Below are 19,655 nucleotides of genomic sequence, written 5' to 3' on the forward strand. Positions count from 1 at the left end.
TTATGGCTAAAAATGAAAATACAATATTGATTGTTGATGACAATTCTAACAATTTAAAAGTAGTAGCTGGCGTATTGAAAGGTGAAGGGTATAAATTTAGAATGGCAAAAAGTGGAAGTCAGGCACTTAGTGTTCTTGATAAAACCAAGCCAGATTTAATTTTACTGGATATTCAAATGCCTGAAATGGATGGTTTTGAAACTTGCTTAAAAATAAAAGAAAACAAAGATCTTGAATCAATTCCAGTAATTTTTCTAACTGCAAATACTGATGCTGAAAGCATTTCAAAGGCTTTTAAATCGGGTGGTGTAGATTTTGTTACAAAACCGTTTAATAGTGACGAGTTATTAGCAAGAATTGCAACGCATATAAAATTAAAAAAACAAGCCGAAGAACTTATTTTTCAAAATGCTACTAAAGATAAGTTTTTCTCAATAATTTCACATGATTTAAAAAACCCATTATCTACAGTTATTGGTTTTTCAGAATTATTAGATAAAAATTACACGAATTTAGATAATGATGATATTAAAAAGTTTATTCATTATATACATGAATCTTCAAAGTTTTCAGTTGAAATTCTAGAAGATTTATTAACCTGGTCTAGAATACAAAATGGTAGTTTAAAATCAGAAAAAACAAATTGTAATTTAAGTCAAATATTAAGTAATAATATTGAAGGACATATTCCACAAGCACAAGCAAAAAATATTTTGTTTAGTTTTGATTTTGATGATGAGTTACCTGTGTGTGCTGATGAAAAAATGATTTCAACTGTGATAAGAAATTTAATTTCAAATGCTATTAAATTTACGCCAAATGGTGGAAACATATTTGTTTCTTCTAAATCAAAAGTTGTTAATAACAAGCGAGTTATTGAAACAAAAATATGTGACTCAGGTGTTGGGATGTCTTATGAGCAATTGAATAAATTGTTTAAAATTCAATACAATGTTACTTCAAAAGGAACAAATAACGAAGCTGGAACAGGTTTAGGATTGGTGCTTTGTAAAGAGTTTATGACCCAAAATGACGGAGAAATTAGAGCTGAAAGTGAATTAGAAGTTGGTAGTAAGTTTATTTTTAATTTATCTGCGTCAGCATAAAATAATTGGTAAGAAAGTTAGGTAAATAGATTCTTTTTTATAAATTAACCTCAAAATGATTTTAAATGGAGGTTACTGTTAAAAAACTGAATACCTATTTAATGTTTAAGCTTCCCTCTGCATTTTTATGTGGAGTTAGATTAAAAGAGTTAGAAAATAATAAAGCTGTTGTTGCTGTTAAATATAAATGGATCAATCAAAATCCATTTAATTCTATGTATTTTGCGGTACAGTCTATGGCAGCAGAATTAGCTACAGGAGCTATTGTTATTAAAAAAATTCAAGAAAGCGGCGCCAAAATTTCTATGTTAGTTACCAATCATTCAGGTGCGTTTTCAAAAAAAGCAGTAGGTAAAATTTCATTTATTTGTAACGATGGAGTTTTAATTGATGCTGCTTTAAAAAAAACTATTGAAACAGGCGAAGGGCAAACAATTCAAATGAAATCAATTGGTGTAAATGAAGCTGGAGAACAGGTGTCTTCTTATCAATTTGAATGGAGTATTAAGTTAAAACCTAAAAAATAAAGAGTTGTTATGAATGTTAATTATATGTTCTAACAAAAAAGCCAAAGCAATTGCTTTGGCTTTTTTATTGTTAAAATTCTAATGATTCTAATTCCTTGTAATTTCTTGTTAATTTTTTAAGTAAAATGCCGTAAATAATACGGTAGTACAACCATAACAATCCGCAAATAATAAAGAATGTTACAATTTGAACTATAAGCATTATATTTATAAATAATTGGCTATCTACGTCAGCTCCACTTGGGTTCATTACTTCAACTAAAATATCTGGTTGAGAAAACATACTAATGTTAAATACAATAGAAATTATAGCGTATAAAATAATGTTATAATACACGTAGTAATTTACTGTTTTACGTGTTTTAATAATGCTTTTCATTAATTTATTTGTAGTGTCTTTAACGCAAATAGCTTTAAAGTTTCTATAAAACAAATAAATAAAAACAAATAATATAATATAATGAATGGCTTGCGTAACAAATAAAAATGTTTTTAAGTGAAATTTTTCATAAATATCAAGGTAACTGTCTGGTATTAAAAAGTTAAGAAAGCTCCAAAAGAATAACTCAGCAATGCAAATAATAAAAATCCATTTTACAATAGATGATGATTTTTTATGAATGATTTTATAAATATCATTATAGGAAAGTTTAGGAAACTCAGTGTCCTTTTTATTCCAGTCTTTTTTAAGTAAATCTAATTCCTTCATAATTATGGATTTAGTATTTTTTTTAAGCGAGTTTTAATTCTGTTCATCTTCACGCGGGCATTCACTTCTGAAATTCCTAAAGTTTCTGAAATTTCGCTGTAATTTTTATCTTCCAAATACAAGAAAATTAGTGCTTTATCAATGTCAGACAATTGATGTATTGCTTGGTACATTATTTTTAATTGTTCTTCTTCTGTAGCATCATATTCAGTTGCTTGAATTTTATGCAAAACACTATCAAAATCTTGTGTTTTTATAGTACGTTTAGATTTTCGGTACAAAGTAATGGCTGTATTTAAGCCAATTCTGTACATCCAAGTACTTAGTTTTGAATCACCTCTAAATTTTGGATATGCTTTCCAAAGTTGAATGGTAATTTCTTGAAACAAATCATTGTGAGCATCTTGATTGTTTGTATATATTCTACATACTTTATGAATAATATTCTGGTTCTTTTCGAACTCAGCTATAAATTTATGTTCAAGGTCTTTGTTCACAAGTTTGCTTTAGTTTCAATAATAAGTAGTTAAAATCTATGATTTGTTACAATTTTTTTGAAAAATAAAAAAAGCTACTCAACTGAGTAGCTTTTTTAAGAAAAGAAATAAAATTTCTTATTCAGCTTTTTTTATTTTACCAATAAACTCATCTAGTTGAACTCCGTATTTAGAAGCTTTCACATTTTTTGAAAGCGAGTTATTTACGGTATCTAAAAGTTTTATGTTGGCATAGTACAATTCAGTTAATGCAATATAAGGCGCAACTTCAGCATCTTTATGTGTTAGTGCAAAGTTTGCAGTATATAAGTATTTTCGTTTTAACAGTTGTTGTTCACTAGCTTCGGTTTCTTCTAACAATTCTTTATTGTTATTTTTTTGAGCTTCAAACTTTTCTTTAATATAATCTAATTGTTTATTATTGAATTGAGAAGCCATTTCTTGATACTCATCTAATAAGTCTTGATTTTTTGAACCTGTTATTTTTGCAGAATATTCAAGTTTTGGAAGCTTAGAAGTGATGGTAATTTCTCCTTTTTCACCAAAAAACAAAATGTTTTCATTTGGTACTTCATTAATTGTTAAATAATAAATTTCAGGACTTAGCACATCATCAGCCAAGGTAAAGTTACTTTCACCATTTAGTTGAATTGAGTCAACCGAAACTAATAAAGTATCAACATACTTTTGTAAATAAATTGTTCCTTTTTTAAAACCATCTATGTTTCCATTAACTAACATAGTTCCGTTATGACTTTTTCCACAAGAAATAACTAAACTAAGAACAATAAATAAGGGTAATAATTTTTTCATTTATAAAATTTTAATCAGGCAAATATCTAACTTTTAATTGGTTTTTAAAATTTATTATGCAGCAACAATTCTCATTAATTCGGCGGTTAACATTGCGCCGTAAGTTCCTACTACATATCCAAAAACAGCCAATAAAACTCCAACTGTAGCTAATGAAGGGTGAAAAGCCGCTGCAACAACAGGTGCTGAAGCTGCACCACCAACGTTCGCTTTGCTACCAATTGCTAAAAAGAAATAAGGAGCTCTAATTAATTTGGCAATAATAACAAGTAAAAGTACGTGTGTTGTCATCCAAATTAGCCCAACAATTAATAATCCTGGGTTGTCTAATATTTTTGTTAAGTCCATTTTCATACCAATTGAAGCTACTAAAATGTAAATAAAAACACTTCCAATTTTACTTGCTCCTGCGCCTTCATAGGTTTTTAACTTTGTAAATGATAATAAAATCCCTAGAATTGTAGCAATACTAATCATCCAAAAAAACTGTGAACCAAATGAAGACATAGCAGATGTTGGATTTGCAACAGCTTCAAAATTTTCTTTTAAATACGTTGAAACACCGTTTGCTCCCCAATGTGAAATTCCAACAACGGTAAAAGCTATTCCCAAAATAATCATAAAATCGGTTAATGAAGGGTTTCTAGAAATTTTTGCACCGTAACTAGAAACTTTCTCTTTTAAATCTTCAATAGCTGAAGTATCGGCTTTTAGCCATTTGTCAATTTTTTCTTTCTTTCCAATTCCATACAGTAAAAGAGCCATCCATATATTTGCAACCACAATATCTACAATAACAAAACTCGCATAATTGGCTTGGTTAAATTTGTATATTTCTAACATAGCAGCTTGGTTCGCGCCACCACCAATCCAGCTTCCCGCTAAAGTTGCTAAACCTCTCCAAACGGCATCTGAACCTGCTCCGCCAACAGTTTCTGGTGAAACGTATGAAACCAAAAGTACTGCTATTGGTCCGCCAATAATAATTCCTGCCGTACCCGTTAAAAACATAATTAAGGCTTTTGGTCCTAAATTAAACACTGCTTTTAAATCTATACTTAAGGTCATTAATACCAAGGCTGCAGGTAATAAAAATCTACTAGCTATATAATATATTTTAGACTCTCCAGTTACTTCAACCATTGCGCCGAGTTCATTTTCAATTCCCCATTTTGGAGAAATTATACCTAAGGTTGTAAATAAAGCTGGTAACATGTAAGCCATTAATAAAGCTGGTATAACTTTGTAAAACTTTTTCCATATTTTGTTTTCACTGTTTGAAGTGTAAAAAACAAAGCCTAAACAAAGCATTAAAATTCCAAAAACAATAGTGTCTTGTGTTATAATTGGTGTTGTATCCATAATTTTTTCTTGTTTGGGCTAAAATAGTATTTTTTATGATGTATGTTACAATAATAAATGTTTTCGTTATGTATATTTGTTGGATAAAATTTAATTAAATGAAATATATAAAAATCTATTTGTTAGCGGCCTTATTGGTAGTTTCTTGTAAAACAAAACAACCAACGGTAAAGGCAGTTGAACCTGCGGTAGTACAAGAAGCAATTGACACGCGAGAAATACAAGGTGGAATGTGGATTCCGTCTTTATTAGAAGGAGTAAATGAAGAGGAAATGCAGTTATTAGGAAGTAAAATGACTGCCAAAGATATTTATGATGTAAATAATTCTAGTTTAAAAGATGCAATTGTGCATTTTAATGGTGGTTGTACTTCTGAAATTATTTCACCTAAAGGGTTATTATTAACAAATCATCACTGTGGTTATGGTGCAATTCAATCGCATTCAACGGTTGAAGATGATTATTTAAAAGATGGTTTTTGGGCAAAAAGTTTAGAAGATGAATTAGCAAACCCAAGTATGACAGTTACATTTATCAAAAGAATTGATGATGTTACTACACAAGTTTTTGTTGGAGTTACTGAAGATATGGATGAAGCTTCAAAACAACGTTTAATTGACCAGAATATTCAAAAAGTAACAGCTTCAGCTCAAAAAGAAGAATGGCAATCAGCCAATGTAAAGTCATTTTACAAAGGCAATCAATACATTTTATTTATTACTGAGATATTTAAAGATGTACGTTTAGTTGGTGCGCCACCTTCATCAATTGGAAAATTTGGTGCAGATACAGATAACTGGATGTGGCCTCGTCATACCGGAGATTTCTCTATGTTCAGAATTTATGCTGATGCAAATAACCGTCCGGCAGCATATTCAAAAGACAATGTGCCTTACCAACCAAAACATTACTTACCAGTTTCATTAGATGGTGTTGAAGAAGGTGATTTTACCTTGGTATTTGGTTTTCCAGGGAGAACAAATGAGTATTTACCAGCAGTTGCAGTAGATCAAATAGTAAATGTTTTGAATCCTGCTAAAATTGAGGTACGAGACAATGCACTAAAAATTATAGATTCTTACATGCGTAAAGATGCTGACATTAAAATAAAATATGCATCTAAATTTGCTTCAACAGCTAACTATTGGAAAAAATGGATTGGTGAAAATCAAGGAATTGAAAAATCAAATGCTATTGAAAATAAAAAAGAATTAGAAGTTGAGTTTTCAAAAATAGTGAAGGAGAAAGATTTGGTAGGTTACCAAACACTACTATCAGATTTTGAAACTTTGTATAAAGAAATTCAAGATGTTTCGTTAGCACGTGATTATTGGATTGAAGTTGCCTATAGAAATGTTGAGTTATTAGGAATTACATTTAGAGCTTATCAATTAGAACAAGCTTATTTAAGAGGAGGAGAAGCTGCATTTGAGAAATCAAGAACTTCAATTTTAAATAGATTAAAAGGAACCTATAAAAATTACAGCGCGGTTGTTGATCAGCCTGTGTTTGAAAAATTAATGGTTTTATATGCTGAAAAATCTCCAAAAGAATTTTTTCCAACAAAGTTGCAAGGTTTAAATTTTAGTGATGAAGCAGCCTCAATTTACACTTCTTCAAAATTAACTAGTTTAGCTGGTGCTGAAGAATTATTATCAGGTTCAGCAGATGAGGTTATTAAAAAATTAAATGAAGACAAAGCATATATTTTTGGTAAAGAATTACACAATGTTTTTTATAATAGCGTTGAACCTAAATTTCAACAGTTAAATTTAGAAATTGAAGCAGTTCAAAAAAAGTATATGAAAGCTTTAATGGAAGTTTTTCCAAATGAACGTTTCTTTCCTGATGCAAATAGCACATTACGTGTAACGTACGGTCAGGTTAGTGGTTATGAACCTAAAGATGGAATGTATTACGAAACTACAACACATTTACAAGGTGTTATTGAAAAATATGTGCCAGGAGATTATGAATTTGATGTACCTCAAAAATTGTTGAGTTTATACGAAACAAAAGATTATGGCGCTTATGCAGATAAAAATGGTAAAATGCCAGTATGTTTTATTGGAACAAATCATACCACAGGAGGAAATTCTGGAAGTCCTGCAATTGATGCACACGGAAATTTAATTGGTTTAAACTTTGATAGAGTTTGGGAAGGAACTATGAGTGATATGAATTACGATCCTGAAATTTGTAGAAATATTATGGTAGATATACGTTACGTATTATTTATTGTAGATAAATATGCTGGCGCTCAAAATTTAATTGAAGAAATGACTTTAGTGCATCCAAAAAAAGAAAACTCAAAACAATAAAATAGAACTAAATGAAAATTATAAAATCGTATTTATTAGTAGCGATAGCTTTTATATCGTTAACTATTTCAGCACAAAAAGCTGAGAAAATTGACCCAAGAGATATTCAAGGTGGAATGTGGGTTCCTTCGTTATTAGAAGGAATGAATGAGCAAGAAATGCATATGTTAGGAAGTAAAATGTCTGCTAAAAACATTTACGACACCAACAGCTCAAGTTTAAAAGATGCCATTGCACATTTTGGCGGAGGTTGTACTTCTGAAATTATTTCGCCAAACGGACTGTTATTAACGAATCACCATTGTGGGTATGGCGTTATTCAGTCGCACTCTTCCTTAGAACATGACTATTTAAAAGATGGTTTTTGGGCTAAAACTTATGAAGAGGAATTGCCAAATGAAAGCTTAAGCGCAACTTTTATTAAAAGAATTGATGATGTAACAGCGCAGGTTTTTGAAGGTGTTACTGAAGATATGGATGAAGCAGCTAAGCAAAGCTTAATAGATAAAAACATTGATAAAGCTACAAAAGCAGCTCAAAAAGAAGCATGGCAAGATGCAAATGTGAAGTCGTTTTTTAAAGGAAATCAATATTTGTTATTTGTAACAGAAAAATTTACCGATGTTCGTTTGGTAGGTGCGCCTCCAACATCAATTGGAAAATTTGGTTCAGATACAGATAACTGGATGTGGCCTCGCCACACGGGTGATTTTTCTATGTTTAGAGTGTATGCTGATGCAAATAACCGTCCGGCAGCGTATTCAAAAGACAATAAACCATACACACCAAACCATTATTTACCAATTTCATTAGATGGTGTTGAAGAAAGTGATTTTACATTGGTGTTTGGTTTTCCAGGAAGAACAAATGAATATTTACCAGCGGTTGCTGTAGATCAAATTGTAAATGTGTTAAATCCAGCTAAAATTGAAGTGCGTGATAATGCATTAAAAATTATTGATTCTTATATGCGTAAAGATGCTGACATTAAAATAAAATACGCATCTAAATTTGCTTCAACAGCTAATTATTGGAAAAAATGGATTGGTGAAAATCAAGGAATTCACCAAACAAATGCAATTGAAAAAAAGAAAGAATTAGAAGCTAAGTTTTCTAAAATAGTTTTAGAAAAAGATATGGCTGGTTACACTAGCTTATTGTCAGATTTTGAAAAACTGTACAAAGAAATTGAAACGGTTTCTTTAGCGCGTGATTATTGGATTGAAGTTGCTTACAGAAACGTTGAAGTTTTAGGTGTTACATTTAGAACATTTCAATTAGAAGAAGCATTTAATAGAGGAGGAGCTGCAGCTTTTGAAAAAGCAAGAGTAGCCACATTAAACAGATTAAAAGGGACCTTTAAAAATTATAGTAAAACAGTAGATCAACCAGTTTTTGACAAGTTGACTATGTTGTATGCTGAAAAAATGCCGCTAGAATATTTACCTGAAGGATTTAACGAAATTGATTTTGAAGCACTATCAGAAGCAATTTATACAACATCACAATTAACTAGTTTAGAAAGTACTGAAGCACTTTTAGCAGGATCCCCTGAAGAGGTAATTAAAAAGTTAAATGAAGATGTTGCTTATAAATTTGGGAAACAATTACACGCTATATTTTACAGTAAAATAGAGCCTAAATTTCAACAGTTAACTATGGAAATTGGAGCGGTTCAAAAAGAGTATATGACCGCTTTAATGAAAGTGTTTCCAAATGAGCGTTTTTACCCAGATGCCAATAGTACATTACGTGTAAACTACGGAATGGTGCAAGGATACTCTCCAAAAGATGGTGTGTACTATACCAATAAAACTTATTTAAAAGGTGTTATGGAAAAATATGTGCCTGGTGATTATGAGTTTGATGTTCCTCAAAAATTACAGGATTTATATGATGCTAAAGATTACGGACCATATGCTGAAAATGGTAAAATGCCAGTAAATTATTTATCTACAAATCATATGACAGGTGGAAATTCAGGAAGCCCAATTATTGATGGAAAAGGAAATATGATAGGTTTAGCGTTTGATACTACTTGGGAAGGAACAATGAGTGATTTGTATTTTGATGCAGATATTGTTAGAAGTATTTCAGTAGATATTCGTTATGTATTATTTATTATTGATAAATATGCAGGAGCTACCAATTTAATTGAAGAAATGACCTTAGTTCATCCTAAGAAAAAGAATAAAAAATAATGTATAAAAAACGCCAACAATTTGTTGGCGTTTTTTTTGTTATAAATTGTACTTATTCTTTCTTTTTAGGCAGTCGTTTCGCTTCTTTTAGGCACTTGTTTAGCATCCACTCAAGCTGTCCGTTGGTAGATCTAAATTCATCAGCAGCCCATTTTTCAATAGACTTTAGCATATCTTCATTTATGCGCAATGCAAACGCTTTTTTCTTTGCCATAGTTTATTGCTTTAAAAGTTTATGTTGGTAACTTTCTAAAGTTCTTTGTAAAGCTTCCTTTTTTTGAGTTCCAATTAATATCTTTTTTCCGTTGGTAAGCTCAAGTTGTAAACCTATAGTACCTTTAGTTGTAAATGCTGTTTCTTTGTTTTTGAACAGATTAATTTTTATTCCCCAACCGCCATATTCAGAAATTGGATCATATTTTCTAATAGTACATGATGAAATGTCTTTCCAGTCTATAAATTTAAAAGCTATATGAGCAGGGAAAAATTGGTAATAAATTCCTCGCTCATCAATTCTAGTTTTTAATTTTAAATTTATAAATAGCGCAATAACTAATAACACAATTAGTAAGCCGCTTAAAGTTTTAAATTTATCACTCAAATTTCCTGTTACAATAATGTTCCAGTCTTTAAAAGTTAAAAATAAAGAGACTAAAAGTGCAATTGATAATGCTATAATTACCAAAGGTTGCGTAAACTTTTGTTGTTCTGTAAAAACTTTCATAGGATATTTTTTAATTATCTTTTGAAGTTTTATCTTTTTTCTGGAAAGCAACTGCAAATACAATTCCAATGGCGAGTCCTAAAATAAAGTTATTTAAAGCAACACCTATTGCAACGCCTAAAGCAGTTCCAATTGCTATTGATTTGGTTTCAGAATTAAATTTCATATTAAATTGTATTAACGATTTTTGTCTCTTTCTAAAACGGCCTTTTGTAAATTCCCTGATTGTCCATATGCAATGCTTATAACGCGCCAACCTTGTGATGCATACTTGTTGAAAAGTTCTTCAAAAGTAGCATCATTAATTGACCACCTGCTTTTGGGTTTTACAATTTTATATTCTCTCATATTATAAAAAACGAATTAAAATTAGTTGTAAAAGTGAATAGATTAAAATTGAAATATATATAAGAAATGAAGCCATTTTAATGGTTTAAAGTTCCTGTATTTACTATTGGTGCAGCGTCTTTGTCTGAACAAAGTACAACCATTAAATTACTTACCATGGCAGCTTTTCGTTCTTCATCTAAATCTACTACATTCTGTTCACTTAATTTATCTATTGCCATTTCAACCATACTTACTGCACCTTCAACAATTTTATGACGTGCAGCAATAATTGCTGTTGCTTGTTGGCGTTTTAGCATAGCACTTGCAATTTCTTGTGCGTAAGCTAAATAACCTATTCTAGCTTCTAAAACTTCAATTCCAGCCATTTCTAATCGCTCAGAAAGTTCTTCTTCTAAAGCTTGACTAACTTCATTTACACTTGCTCTTAAAGTAATTTCTTCAGCTTTTCCATCATCTTCAAAATTGTCGTAAGGGTATAAACTTGCTAATTTACGCACGGCAGCATCAGATTGTACACGTACAAAATTTTCGTAATTGTCTACATCAAAAGCGGCCTTAAAAGTATCTTTTACTTTCCAAACAGCAATGGTACTAATCATAATTGGGTTACCTAACTTGTCGTTTACTTTTACGCGTTCGCTGTCAAAATTACTTGCTCTTAATGAAATTCCTTTTTTTCTGTATAATGGATTTGCCCAATAAAAACCATTTTCTTTTACTGTGCCAATGTATTTACCAAATAATAAAATAACTTTTGAGGTGTTTGGGTTTACTAAAAAGAAACCAGGTAATGTGGTAATTGTTAAAAGTAAAAAGATAAAAAATAATGGAATAACAGAGTTTACCAAACTTGTAATGCCGCCAATAATAAATAGAATTAGTAAGATTAGCATAAAGTAACCGCTTGATAATTTTATAATTTTTTCTTCAGTCATAATGTTAGTTTTATTGTGATATTAAAATGATATCATAAAGATACATTATTATTTCTGTTATTTCCAAAGAATTTAGCAACTTTATTTTATATTTGCCGAAAATAGAACAATCAACAAATGAAAAATATAATTTGTATTGCAATCGTGTTTCTTTTTGGAATTTCAACTGTGAAGGCTGAGAATCCTGAATGGGGAGCAACTGGTCATAGAACAATTGGTGAAATTGCTTCAACCTATATAAAAGGAAAAACTAAACGTAAAATTGCAGATTTGTTAGACGGGCAAAGTTTAGCTTTGGTGTCAACTTTTGGAGATGATATTAAATCGGACAAAAGGTACAGAGAGTTTTATTCGTGGCATTATATTAATATGCCTTTTGATGTGAAATATGAAGATTCAGAAAAAAATCCTTCAGGAGATTTAGTTTTAGGTATTGAAAAATGTAAATCTATTATTTTAGATAAAACAACTTCAAAACAGGACAAAGCTTTTTATTTAAAATTATTAGTTCATTTAATAGGAGATTTGCACCAGCCAATGCACGTTGGGAAAAAAGAAGATAAAGGAGGAAATGGTTTTCAGGTTCAGTGGTTTGGAAAAGGAACTAATTTGCATTCTGTGTGGGATTCAAAAATGATTGAACATTATAATATGACCTATACTGAGTTGGCAATAAATATGAATGAACTTTCAAAAGATGAGGTTTTAAGTTTTAAGAAAGGTTCTGTTATTGACTGGGTAAATGAAACACAAACTTATGCTATAGAAGTGTATAATTCTGCCGAAGTTGGTGAGAATTTAAGGTATGAATATATGTATCTTAATTTTCAAACCGTACGAACACAACTGCAAAAAGGAGGTATTCGTTTGGCTAAAGTATTAGATGATTTATTTGCATAGCAGTTTTAACCTAAATTGTGCGTATTCCAACGTCTTTTTTCGCGACTTAATATAGAGCGAAATTTTTGAGGTACATCAACTTTAAAAACCATAGGTACAAAGGTTTTTGGATGTAGAAATTTAATTTCTGAAGCGCATAAAAACAATCCTTTTCCTTTATGAATTTGGTCTTTGTTTCCGTAGAGTTTGTCACCTAAAATGGGATGACCAATGGAAGCTAAATGAATTCTTATTTGATGTGTTCTACCTGTTTTTGGTGAAACTTTTAAACAGGATAGTTCATTGTATTTTAGAGATTTAACAATTCTAATAATTTCAAAACTAGTTTCAGCTTCTTTATTGTCAACAGGTGTTGTAATGGTTCTGTTGGTGTGCACTTTTCCAATGGAAATGGTACAATATTTTTTTTGAATAGTGTTGTTCGCAAATTCTTTTCCTAATTCAATTTGCGCCGTTTTAGTTTTAGCTACAAGTAAAATGCCTGAAGTTTGATTGTCAAGTCTATGAACTGGAGTTGGAGCGGATAAAGCATCTGGTTGTGAGCTTGGTTTTATATTGTACGGCAGCGCATTAAAAACGGTTTTAAAAGAGTTTCCGCTTACCGTAATTCCTGCAGGTTTGTTGATAACCGCTAAGTGATCATCTTCAAAAATTACTTCTAAATTAAATTCGTATACTTTTGGTTTATTAGTTGGGTCTTCAATAAGTTCAATAATTTGACCTTTGGTAACCCAATTTCCTGTATCAGAAATTTCTCCGTTCGTTAAAATTCGTCCTTTTTTAATTGCTTTTTTTATACCGCTATTTGATGGGATAAATAATTTAAAAATTTTGGGTGCGTAATCTTGAAGACGAATTTTTTCAACAGAATTAGGAACAATATGCGAATGAATTGTTTTGGTGTTATTTAAGTTTGTATTAGTTTCCATTAGTTTGAGTTATAAAGAAAAGACGCTATTGAAACTTAAAAGTTACACGTTAACTTGTTAATGTATTCCTAATTTTTTGTAAAAAAAAATGCTTTTGTAGTTTAACAAAAGTATTTAGTTGGTTGTTTTTCTAATAACTCCTAGTGTAGCTGTTTGTCCGGTTAGCAAGTTCCATTCTTTGGCAGAAATTAAATTATCATTTTCATCATACAATAAAACTTCAGCAGTGTTAGGTCCTGAAAGTCCTTGATTTTGTGCTTGAAAATCAATTCTATTTGAGCCAGGTTCAAGTTTTAAATATACCATAGAATTGCTACCTTTTAAAACAATATTACGCTCAAGTGCTTGCCCGTTAATAAATACTTTTATTATATCACCGTCAACATAGCTATAATCTCGGCAAACTACTCTTACTTCTTTAGAAGTAGTTTTAACTGTTCCTAAATCCATGTTTGAGCTTAAACGTTTGTGAGTTACATCTTCATTATTTACGTATAATTTACCTGTAATATCTCTATCTTCAGGTAATGTTTCCATTAAAAAATTCCCATCATTTTTTGTGGATGTATTGTTCAATGTTTTGTTTACAGTATTTGTATTTAAAGATTTATTAATGTTTAAATCAATATTGGCGTTTGGCGCTACTTTAGTATTTCCATAATTTGAATTCAACTGTTTATTTCCTGAAGCGGTGTTTATTTCAGTATCAAATTGTTTTGAGGTCGCAGGGAAAGTTTGCGCAAAACAATGCACTGATATTAAAAGGAAAATACCAATTATAAAGAAGTTTTTTAAAAAAATATTCATAATGTGCGTGAATCTGTTAAGCGATTTAAAAATTGTTGCCAATTGTAAAACGGCTAATTTGCTGGTAAAAATAATAAAAATTACAGCAGTGGTTTGGTAAGTTTTTATAATTGTTTGTTAAACTGTTTATTATGAGTTTTAATTTATAACTAAAAAAAGCCACTGCAAATGCAGTGGCTTTTTTATAATTTAAGTGTAGTTGGTACTTTATTTTACCATTTCAAAACTACGTTTTATAAACTCGGTTAATTCTTGTCCTTTTAAAAGACCTTGAGATAGTTTAGCTAAATCAAATGCTTGTTGAATTAAACGTTCTTGTTTTTTCTTTGTTTTAGTGTTTAAAATTTCACTAACCAAATCATTATTAGTGTTTACCACTAAGTTGTACATTTCAGGGAAATTACCCATTCCCATCATTCCACCACCACCTGTAGCTTGCATTTCTTTCATTCTACGCATAAATTCTGGTTGCGTAATCATAAAAGGATTTGCGTTAGAATCCATAGATTCTAGTTGAACAGTGTATGTTTCTTTAGGAATTGCACCTTCAATTATAGGTTTCAAAGTTTCTTTCTCTTCTTCAGAAAGTTTGCTAATAACATCTTCGTCTTTTTTGATTAGGTTATCAACGTGATCAGAATCTACTCTTACAAATTGAATATTTTCTTTACTTCCTTCTAATTTTTGAATTAAATGCGAAACAATTGGAGAATCTAATAATAAAACTTCGTATCCTTTTTCTTTAGCAGCATCAATATAACTATGTTGTGCGTTTACATCAGAAGCGTATAAAATAATAGTTTTACCATCTTTATCAGTTTGGTTTGCTTTTATTTTTTCTTCTAATTCAGAAAAAGTAAGGTATGCTTTATCAACAGTTGGGTACAACGCAAACTTCTCTGATTTGTCAAAGAATTTCTCTTCAGAAAGCATTCCGTACTCAATAATTACTTTAATATCATCCCATTTTTCTTCAAAACCTTTACGATCGTTTTTAAACAAACTAATTAATTTGTCTGCAACTTTACGAGTAATGTATCCTGAAATTTTCTTAACAGCTCCATCTGCTTGCAAGTATGAACGTGAAACGTTTAACGGAATGTCTGGTGAATCAATTACACCACGTAACATTTGTAAAAAGTCAGGAACAATACCTTCAACATTATCAGTTACAAATACTTGGTTTTGATACAATTGAATTTTATCCTTTGCAGGGTCCATATTCTTACTCAATTTAGGGAAATATAAAATTCCTGTTAAATTGAATGGGTGATCTACATTTAAATGAATGTGAAATAAAGGCTCTTCAAATTGCATTGGATACAACTCTCTGTAAAAAGATGAATAGTTTTCATCACTTAAGTCTGAAGGTTTTTTAGTCCAAGCCGGAGAAGGGTTGTTTACAATATTATCTACTGTAATCATTTCAGGTTTTGCATCTTCTGCAGCACCTTCAGGTAATGGTAATGCCTCTTCTTTAGTTCCAAATTTAATTGGAATAGGCATAAACTTGTTGTATTTGTTTAAAAGCTCATTAATTCTACTTTCTTCTAAAAACTCTAAAGAATCATCATCAATATGTAATACTATTTCAGTTCCTCTTTCAGTTCTATCAGTTTCTTCTAAAGTATAAACAGGGCTTCCATCACATTCCCAACGTACTGCTTTTGAATCTTCTTGAAATGATTTTGAAAAAATTTCAACACGTTCAGCTACCATAAATGAAGAGTAAAAACCTAAACCAAAGTGACCAATAATTCCTGAGTCTTCTACTTTGTCTTTGTATTTTTCAACAAATTCTTCAGCTCCAGAAAAGGCAACTTGGTTGATGTATTTTTCAACTTCTTCACCTGTCATACCAATTCCTTGGTCAATAATTCTAATTTCTTTTTTGTCTTTATCAACTTTAATTTCTAACATTGGTTCTCCAATATCACCTTTTACTTCTCCTAAAGTTGAAAGGTGTTTTAGTTTTAAAGTTGCATCAGTTGCATTCGAAATTAATTCACGCAAAAATATTTCGTGATCCGAATACAAGAATTTCTTAATAATAGGAAAAATGTTTTCCGCTGTTACATTAATATTTCCTGTTGCCATATGAATATATTTTTAATTTTAAGTTTAACGATTTGTTTATGGTCAAAAAAAATACCAAAGTTATATCTGTGACAATTTGACAGCGATCTTTTATTTTGATTTACCAGAATGGTCAAAAAGACTTGTTTTATGAAAAGTTTTGTATTTTTAAAGTTCCAAAAATGAATTCATGAAACCAGAAAAAACTATTTTAATAAACGGTCATAAGCATATACAATTTCAACATGAATCAGTTTCAGAAAACGAAATGTTGAAGCGTGCTACTACATTTTATAATATGTGTAATAAGCGCCGTTCTATTCGTGATTTTTCTGAAAAAGAGATTCCAATTGAAGTTATTGAAAACCTTATAAAAACAGCTTCAACCGCGCCTTCAGGTGCAAATAAACAACCTTGGACATTTTGTGTGGTTAAAAGTGCTGAAATAAAACATAAAATTAGATTAGCAGCAGAAGAAGAGGAGCGTAAAAGTTATGCTGAACGTATGAGCGATGAATGGTTAGAGGATTTAAAACATTTGGGAACCGATGCAAATAAACCTTTTTTAGAAACGGCTCCTTATTTAATTATTGTATTTAAAAAACCTTATGAAATAGATGCTGAAGGTAAAAAACACCCCAATTATTATGTGAATGAATCAGTTGGTTTGGCTTGTGGTTTTTTAATTTCAGCCATTCATAATGCCGGTTTAGTAACATTAACGCATACGCCAAGTCCTATGCGATTTTTAGAGCAAATATTAAAGCGTCCTTCAAATGAGCGAGCATTTTTAGTGCTGCCAGTTGGTTACCCAGCAACTGAAACATTTGTGCCAGATATTGAACGTAAAAAGTTGAATGCAATTATGAATGTGTATTAAAAAAGGCAGCTTTTAGCTGCCTTTTTTAATATTGAAAATTAGTTTTTTTTATTTCTCTTCTTCAGTTTTTTCAGGTCTATTTTTTACATGTTTCTCAAGCCATTGGTCTTGTTCCCATAACATATGCAAAACAGATTCTTTTGCACTGTAACCGTGACTTTCTTTTGGCAGCATGACTAATCTTACTGGTGCTCCAAGTCCTTTTAAAGCATTAAAATAGCGTTCGCTTTGTAAAGGATATGTTCCTGAGTTATTGTCTGCTTCTCCATGAATTAGTAATAAAGGAGTTTTCATAGTATCAGCGTGCATAAATGGTGACATATTGTAATAAATTTCAGGAGCTTCCCAATAATTACGTTCTTCACTTTGGAAACCAAAAGGTGTTAGTGTTCTGTTATAAGCACCGCTTCTTGCAATTCCTGCTGCAAATAAATTAGAATGAGCTAACAAGTTTGCTGTCATAAATGCACCGTATGAATGTCCTCCAACGGCCACTTTATTTCTATCAATATAACCTAAATTGTCAACAGCATCAATTGCAGCTTTTGCATTAGAAACTAGTTGTTTTATAAATGTATCATTTGGTTGTTCATCTCCTTCACCTACTATTGGAAAAGAAGCGTCATCTAAAACAACGTAACCGCGTGTTACCCAATATACCGGTGAACCATACCAAGGATACGTAAATTCGTTTGAATTTTTTGTGTTTTGACCTGCGCTACTTTTATCTTTAAATTCTTCAGGGTACGCCCACATTACCATTGGGTATTTTTTACCTTTTTCAAAATTAGTTGGTAAATATAAAGTTCCTGATAATTCTAAGCCATCTTCACGGTTGTATTTAATTACTTCTTTGTGAACATTTTGAATGCTTTTAAAAGGGTTTTCAAATTGAGTTAAAGGAATTAATCCAATTCGTTTTTTAAGGTTTCTAATATAATAATTTGGGTATTCATTTTTAGATTCTAGTCTAACAATAAACTCACCTTTTTTAATGTCTAAGGCAGAAGAAATTGCTTCTACTTTATCAGTTAAATTAGATTGGTATAAACGAGTAGTTTTTAAGGTTTTTAAATTCATTTCATCTACAAAAGGAAATTTTCCTTTTTCTGAATAACCATCTCCAATTAAATAGGCTTTATCGTCTATTAAATCTAACGGATACCTTCCAAATTCATTTCTTTTAGTTATAAAATTTCCAGGATCGCTATATTTATCTTGGTAATTTCTATCAGAAATAATTTTAGGTTCACTTTTATTGTTTGATGGGTTAAAAACATAGGTTTTTGTGTTTCTAGTATTCCACCAATAGTCATAAGCAATGGCAACTTGATTGTTTCCCCATTCAATACCAGCAAATCGCCCAATTGTTTTAATTAAAGTAGTCGGTTCTGCGTTAAAAGGAGCATTTAATTCATAAATTACATCTCTATATGTTACTTTTTTAGCAGGATCTCCACCGTCTAAAGCTTCAGTCCAATAAATTGTGGCTGGTTTGTCATCTCTCCAAGAAATATTTCGTTTTCCTGTTCTTGTAGCCATAAACCCTTTAGGTAAATCTTCAATTAAAGGCACTTTAGAAAACTCATTTACAATTGATCCTGCTGCATTGTAAATAGTTGTTTTTGAAGGAAAGCGACGGTAAGGAACTAAATAAGAAAAAGGTTTTTCAATAGTTGTTACTAAAACGTAAGTTCCGTCAGGTGAAAAAGAAACGTTTCGGTACATATCGCTGCTTTTCCATAAGTTTTTACTTCCGTCTAAATTAACTTTATGCAATTCAGAAAGTGCTAATTGTTCAAAATTGTGCTCATCAGTTTTGTTTTTAAGTAAATCTTGATAGGTTCTATTTTGAGCTTTTTTTCCTGCTTCACTTACTGAAATTGTTGGCCCGGTTGGCACAGCAGTTTTGGTATCAATCAACTGTTTTTTTTCTGAAGAAATAAATTTTACCAATAGCGAGTTGTTGTCTTTAAACCAAGAAAAAGGGCGTCCTGTATTTGCATTTAAAGTAGCATCGGTTATTTTTTTTGCAGTGTTTGTTGCAATGTCTAAAATCCAAAGCTCAACACCCGTTGCAACCGTATTGGTAAATGCCATCATTTTTTGATTAGGCGACCACGTAAAATTTGCAAAACGTCCGTTTTTAGGCAAACCATTTGTAGTTGTTTCTTTGTTTTTTCTACCAGCTCTAACTTTTATATTGGTGTAATAACGTTGTCTACTGCTAATATTTGTTTTAGGATTAATTCTTAAACCTCCTAAGCGCATTTCAGTTTCTGAAAGCTCTTCAATACTTTTAAAATTTGAGCGATATAAAAACACAAAATTTTCTCCTTCGTGATCCATTCTCATAGAAGGAGCTAATGGAGCTTCAGCGAGTTCTAAAATTTCTTGTGGAGGTTTTTGATAGGTTAAGTTTTCTTGTGAAAATCCGCATATTCCCAAAAAAAGCAATAAAATTAATGGTAAATTTTTCATATGAAATAGGTTAAGTTGATGATTGTAAACTCAAAG

The 19,655-nt window shown here is 30.8% G+C and carries 19 protein-coding genes; 6 read left to right on the top strand and 13 right to left on the bottom strand.

Annotation, left to right across the window (positions count from 1 at the left end; translation table 11 throughout):
- Positions 1–2 precede the first annotated feature (2 nt).
- Positions 3–1,106 (top strand): hybrid sensor histidine kinase/response regulator, encoded by a 1,104-nt coding sequence (locus ACFQ5N_RS07120; protein WP_386808794.1) that lies wholly within the window; start codon positions 3–5, stop codon positions 1,104–1,106.
- Between the two features lie 65 nt (positions 1,107–1,171).
- Positions 1,172–1,633 carry a DUF4442 domain-containing protein gene (locus tag ACFQ5N_RS07125; RefSeq protein WP_386808795.1) on the top strand — a complete coding sequence of 154 codons (462 nt, stop codon included), beginning with the start codon at positions 1,172–1,174 and terminating at the stop codon, positions 1,631–1,633.
- 70 nt (positions 1,634–1,703) lie between these two features.
- Here ACFQ5N_RS07125 and ACFQ5N_RS07130 read toward each other — a convergent pair whose 3' ends face one another.
- The 4 genes from ACFQ5N_RS07130 to ACFQ5N_RS07145 all read right to left on the bottom strand — a co-directional run bounded on the left by ACFQ5N_RS07130 (position 1,704) and on the right by ACFQ5N_RS07145 (position 5,014).
- A complete protein-coding gene (locus ACFQ5N_RS07130; protein WP_386808796.1) occupies positions 1,704–2,342 on the bottom strand; it encodes a hypothetical protein in 639 nt (212 codons plus the stop codon).
- Between the two features lie 2 nt (positions 2,343–2,344).
- Positions 2,345–2,839, bottom strand: a complete 495-nt coding sequence (locus tag ACFQ5N_RS07135) for an RNA polymerase sigma factor (protein ID WP_386808797.1) — start codon at positions 2,837–2,839, stop codon at positions 2,345–2,347.
- A 117-nt stretch (positions 2,840–2,956) separates the two neighbouring features.
- Entirely contained in the window at positions 2,957–3,652 is a 696-nt protein-coding gene (locus ACFQ5N_RS07140) for a DUF4369 domain-containing protein (RefSeq protein WP_386808798.1), read from the bottom strand.
- Between the two features lie 54 nt (positions 3,653–3,706).
- On the bottom strand, positions 3,707–5,014 hold the full coding sequence (locus tag ACFQ5N_RS07145) for a DUF819 family protein (protein ID WP_386808799.1): 1,308 nt from the start codon (positions 5,012–5,014) through the stop codon (positions 3,707–3,709).
- A 98-nt stretch (positions 5,015–5,112) separates the two neighbouring features.
- Between ACFQ5N_RS07145 and ACFQ5N_RS07150 the strand changes: the two genes are divergently transcribed.
- Both ACFQ5N_RS07150 and ACFQ5N_RS07155 read left to right on the top strand, forming a co-directional pair.
- Positions 5,113–7,335: a S46 family peptidase gene (locus ACFQ5N_RS07150; RefSeq protein WP_386808800.1), complete on the top strand. Its 2,223-nt coding sequence runs from the start codon at positions 5,113–5,115 to the stop codon at positions 7,333–7,335.
- Between the two features lie 11 nt (positions 7,336–7,346).
- A complete protein-coding gene (locus ACFQ5N_RS07155) occupies positions 7,347–9,536 on the top strand; it encodes a S46 family peptidase (protein WP_386808801.1) in 2,190 nt (729 codons plus the stop codon).
- Between the two features lie 52 nt (positions 9,537–9,588).
- Here ACFQ5N_RS07155 and ACFQ5N_RS07160 read toward each other — a convergent pair whose 3' ends face one another.
- The 5 genes from ACFQ5N_RS07160 to ACFQ5N_RS07180 form a co-directional block, all read right to left on the bottom strand.
- Positions 9,589–9,750: an Arc family DNA binding domain-containing protein gene (locus tag ACFQ5N_RS07160; RefSeq protein ID WP_386808802.1), complete on the bottom strand. Its 162-nt coding sequence runs from the start codon at positions 9,748–9,750 to the stop codon at positions 9,589–9,591.
- Positions 9,751–9,753: 3 nt separating this feature from the next.
- Positions 9,754–10,260 carry a hypothetical protein gene (locus ACFQ5N_RS07165; protein ID WP_386808803.1) on the bottom strand — a complete coding sequence of 169 codons (507 nt, stop codon included), beginning with the start codon at positions 10,258–10,260 and terminating at the stop codon, positions 9,754–9,756.
- 10 nt (positions 10,261–10,270) lie between these two features.
- Positions 10,271–10,426 (bottom strand): hypothetical protein, encoded by a 156-nt coding sequence (locus tag ACFQ5N_RS07170; RefSeq protein ID WP_386808804.1) that lies wholly within the window; start codon positions 10,424–10,426, stop codon positions 10,271–10,273.
- A gap of 11 nt (positions 10,427–10,437) precedes the next feature.
- Positions 10,438–10,608: a DUF4177 domain-containing protein gene (locus ACFQ5N_RS07175; protein ID WP_386808805.1), complete on the bottom strand. Its 171-nt coding sequence runs from the start codon at positions 10,606–10,608 to the stop codon at positions 10,438–10,440.
- A gap of 77 nt (positions 10,609–10,685) precedes the next feature.
- Entirely contained in the window at positions 10,686–11,546 is an 861-nt protein-coding gene (locus ACFQ5N_RS07180) for an SPFH domain-containing protein (protein ID WP_386808806.1), read from the bottom strand.
- A 117-nt stretch (positions 11,547–11,663) separates the two neighbouring features.
- Here ACFQ5N_RS07180 and ACFQ5N_RS07185 point away from each other — a divergent pair, with 117 nt between their 5' ends.
- Positions 11,664–12,446 carry a S1/P1 nuclease gene (locus tag ACFQ5N_RS07185; protein WP_386808807.1) on the top strand — a complete coding sequence of 261 codons (783 nt, stop codon included), beginning with the start codon at positions 11,664–11,666 and terminating at the stop codon, positions 12,444–12,446.
- Positions 12,447–12,451: 5 nt separating this feature from the next.
- Here ACFQ5N_RS07185 and ACFQ5N_RS07190 read toward each other — a convergent pair whose 3' ends face one another.
- The 3 genes from ACFQ5N_RS07190 to htpG form a co-directional block, all read right to left on the bottom strand.
- Positions 12,452–13,375, bottom strand: a complete 924-nt coding sequence (locus ACFQ5N_RS07190) for an RluA family pseudouridine synthase (RefSeq protein WP_386808808.1) — start codon at positions 13,373–13,375, stop codon at positions 12,452–12,454.
- A 114-nt stretch (positions 13,376–13,489) separates the two neighbouring features.
- Positions 13,490–14,182 (bottom strand): hypothetical protein, encoded by a 693-nt coding sequence (locus ACFQ5N_RS07195; protein ID WP_386808809.1) that lies wholly within the window; start codon positions 14,180–14,182, stop codon positions 13,490–13,492.
- Between the two features lie 207 nt (positions 14,183–14,389).
- On the bottom strand, positions 14,390–16,279 hold the full coding sequence (gene htpG / locus ACFQ5N_RS07200; protein WP_386808810.1) for a molecular chaperone HtpG: 1,890 nt from the start codon (positions 16,277–16,279) through the stop codon (positions 14,390–14,392).
- A 169-nt stretch (positions 16,280–16,448) separates the two neighbouring features.
- On the opposite strand from htpG, the gene ACFQ5N_RS07205 reads away from it, so the two are divergent.
- Entirely contained in the window at positions 16,449–17,138 is a 690-nt protein-coding gene (locus ACFQ5N_RS07205; protein WP_386808811.1) for a nitroreductase family protein, read from the top strand.
- 48 nt (positions 17,139–17,186) lie between these two features.
- Here the strand turns inward: ACFQ5N_RS07205 and ACFQ5N_RS07210 are convergent, their stop codons facing one another.
- Positions 17,187–19,619, bottom strand: a complete 2,433-nt coding sequence (locus tag ACFQ5N_RS07210; RefSeq protein WP_386808812.1) for an alpha/beta hydrolase family protein — start codon at positions 19,617–19,619, stop codon at positions 17,187–17,189.
- Positions 19,620–19,655: the final 36 nt, after the last annotated feature.

Source organism: Lutibacter holmesii (assembly GCF_042679665.1).
GTDB lineage: Bacteria > Bacteroidota > Bacteroidia > Flavobacteriales > Flavobacteriaceae > Lutibacter > Lutibacter holmesii.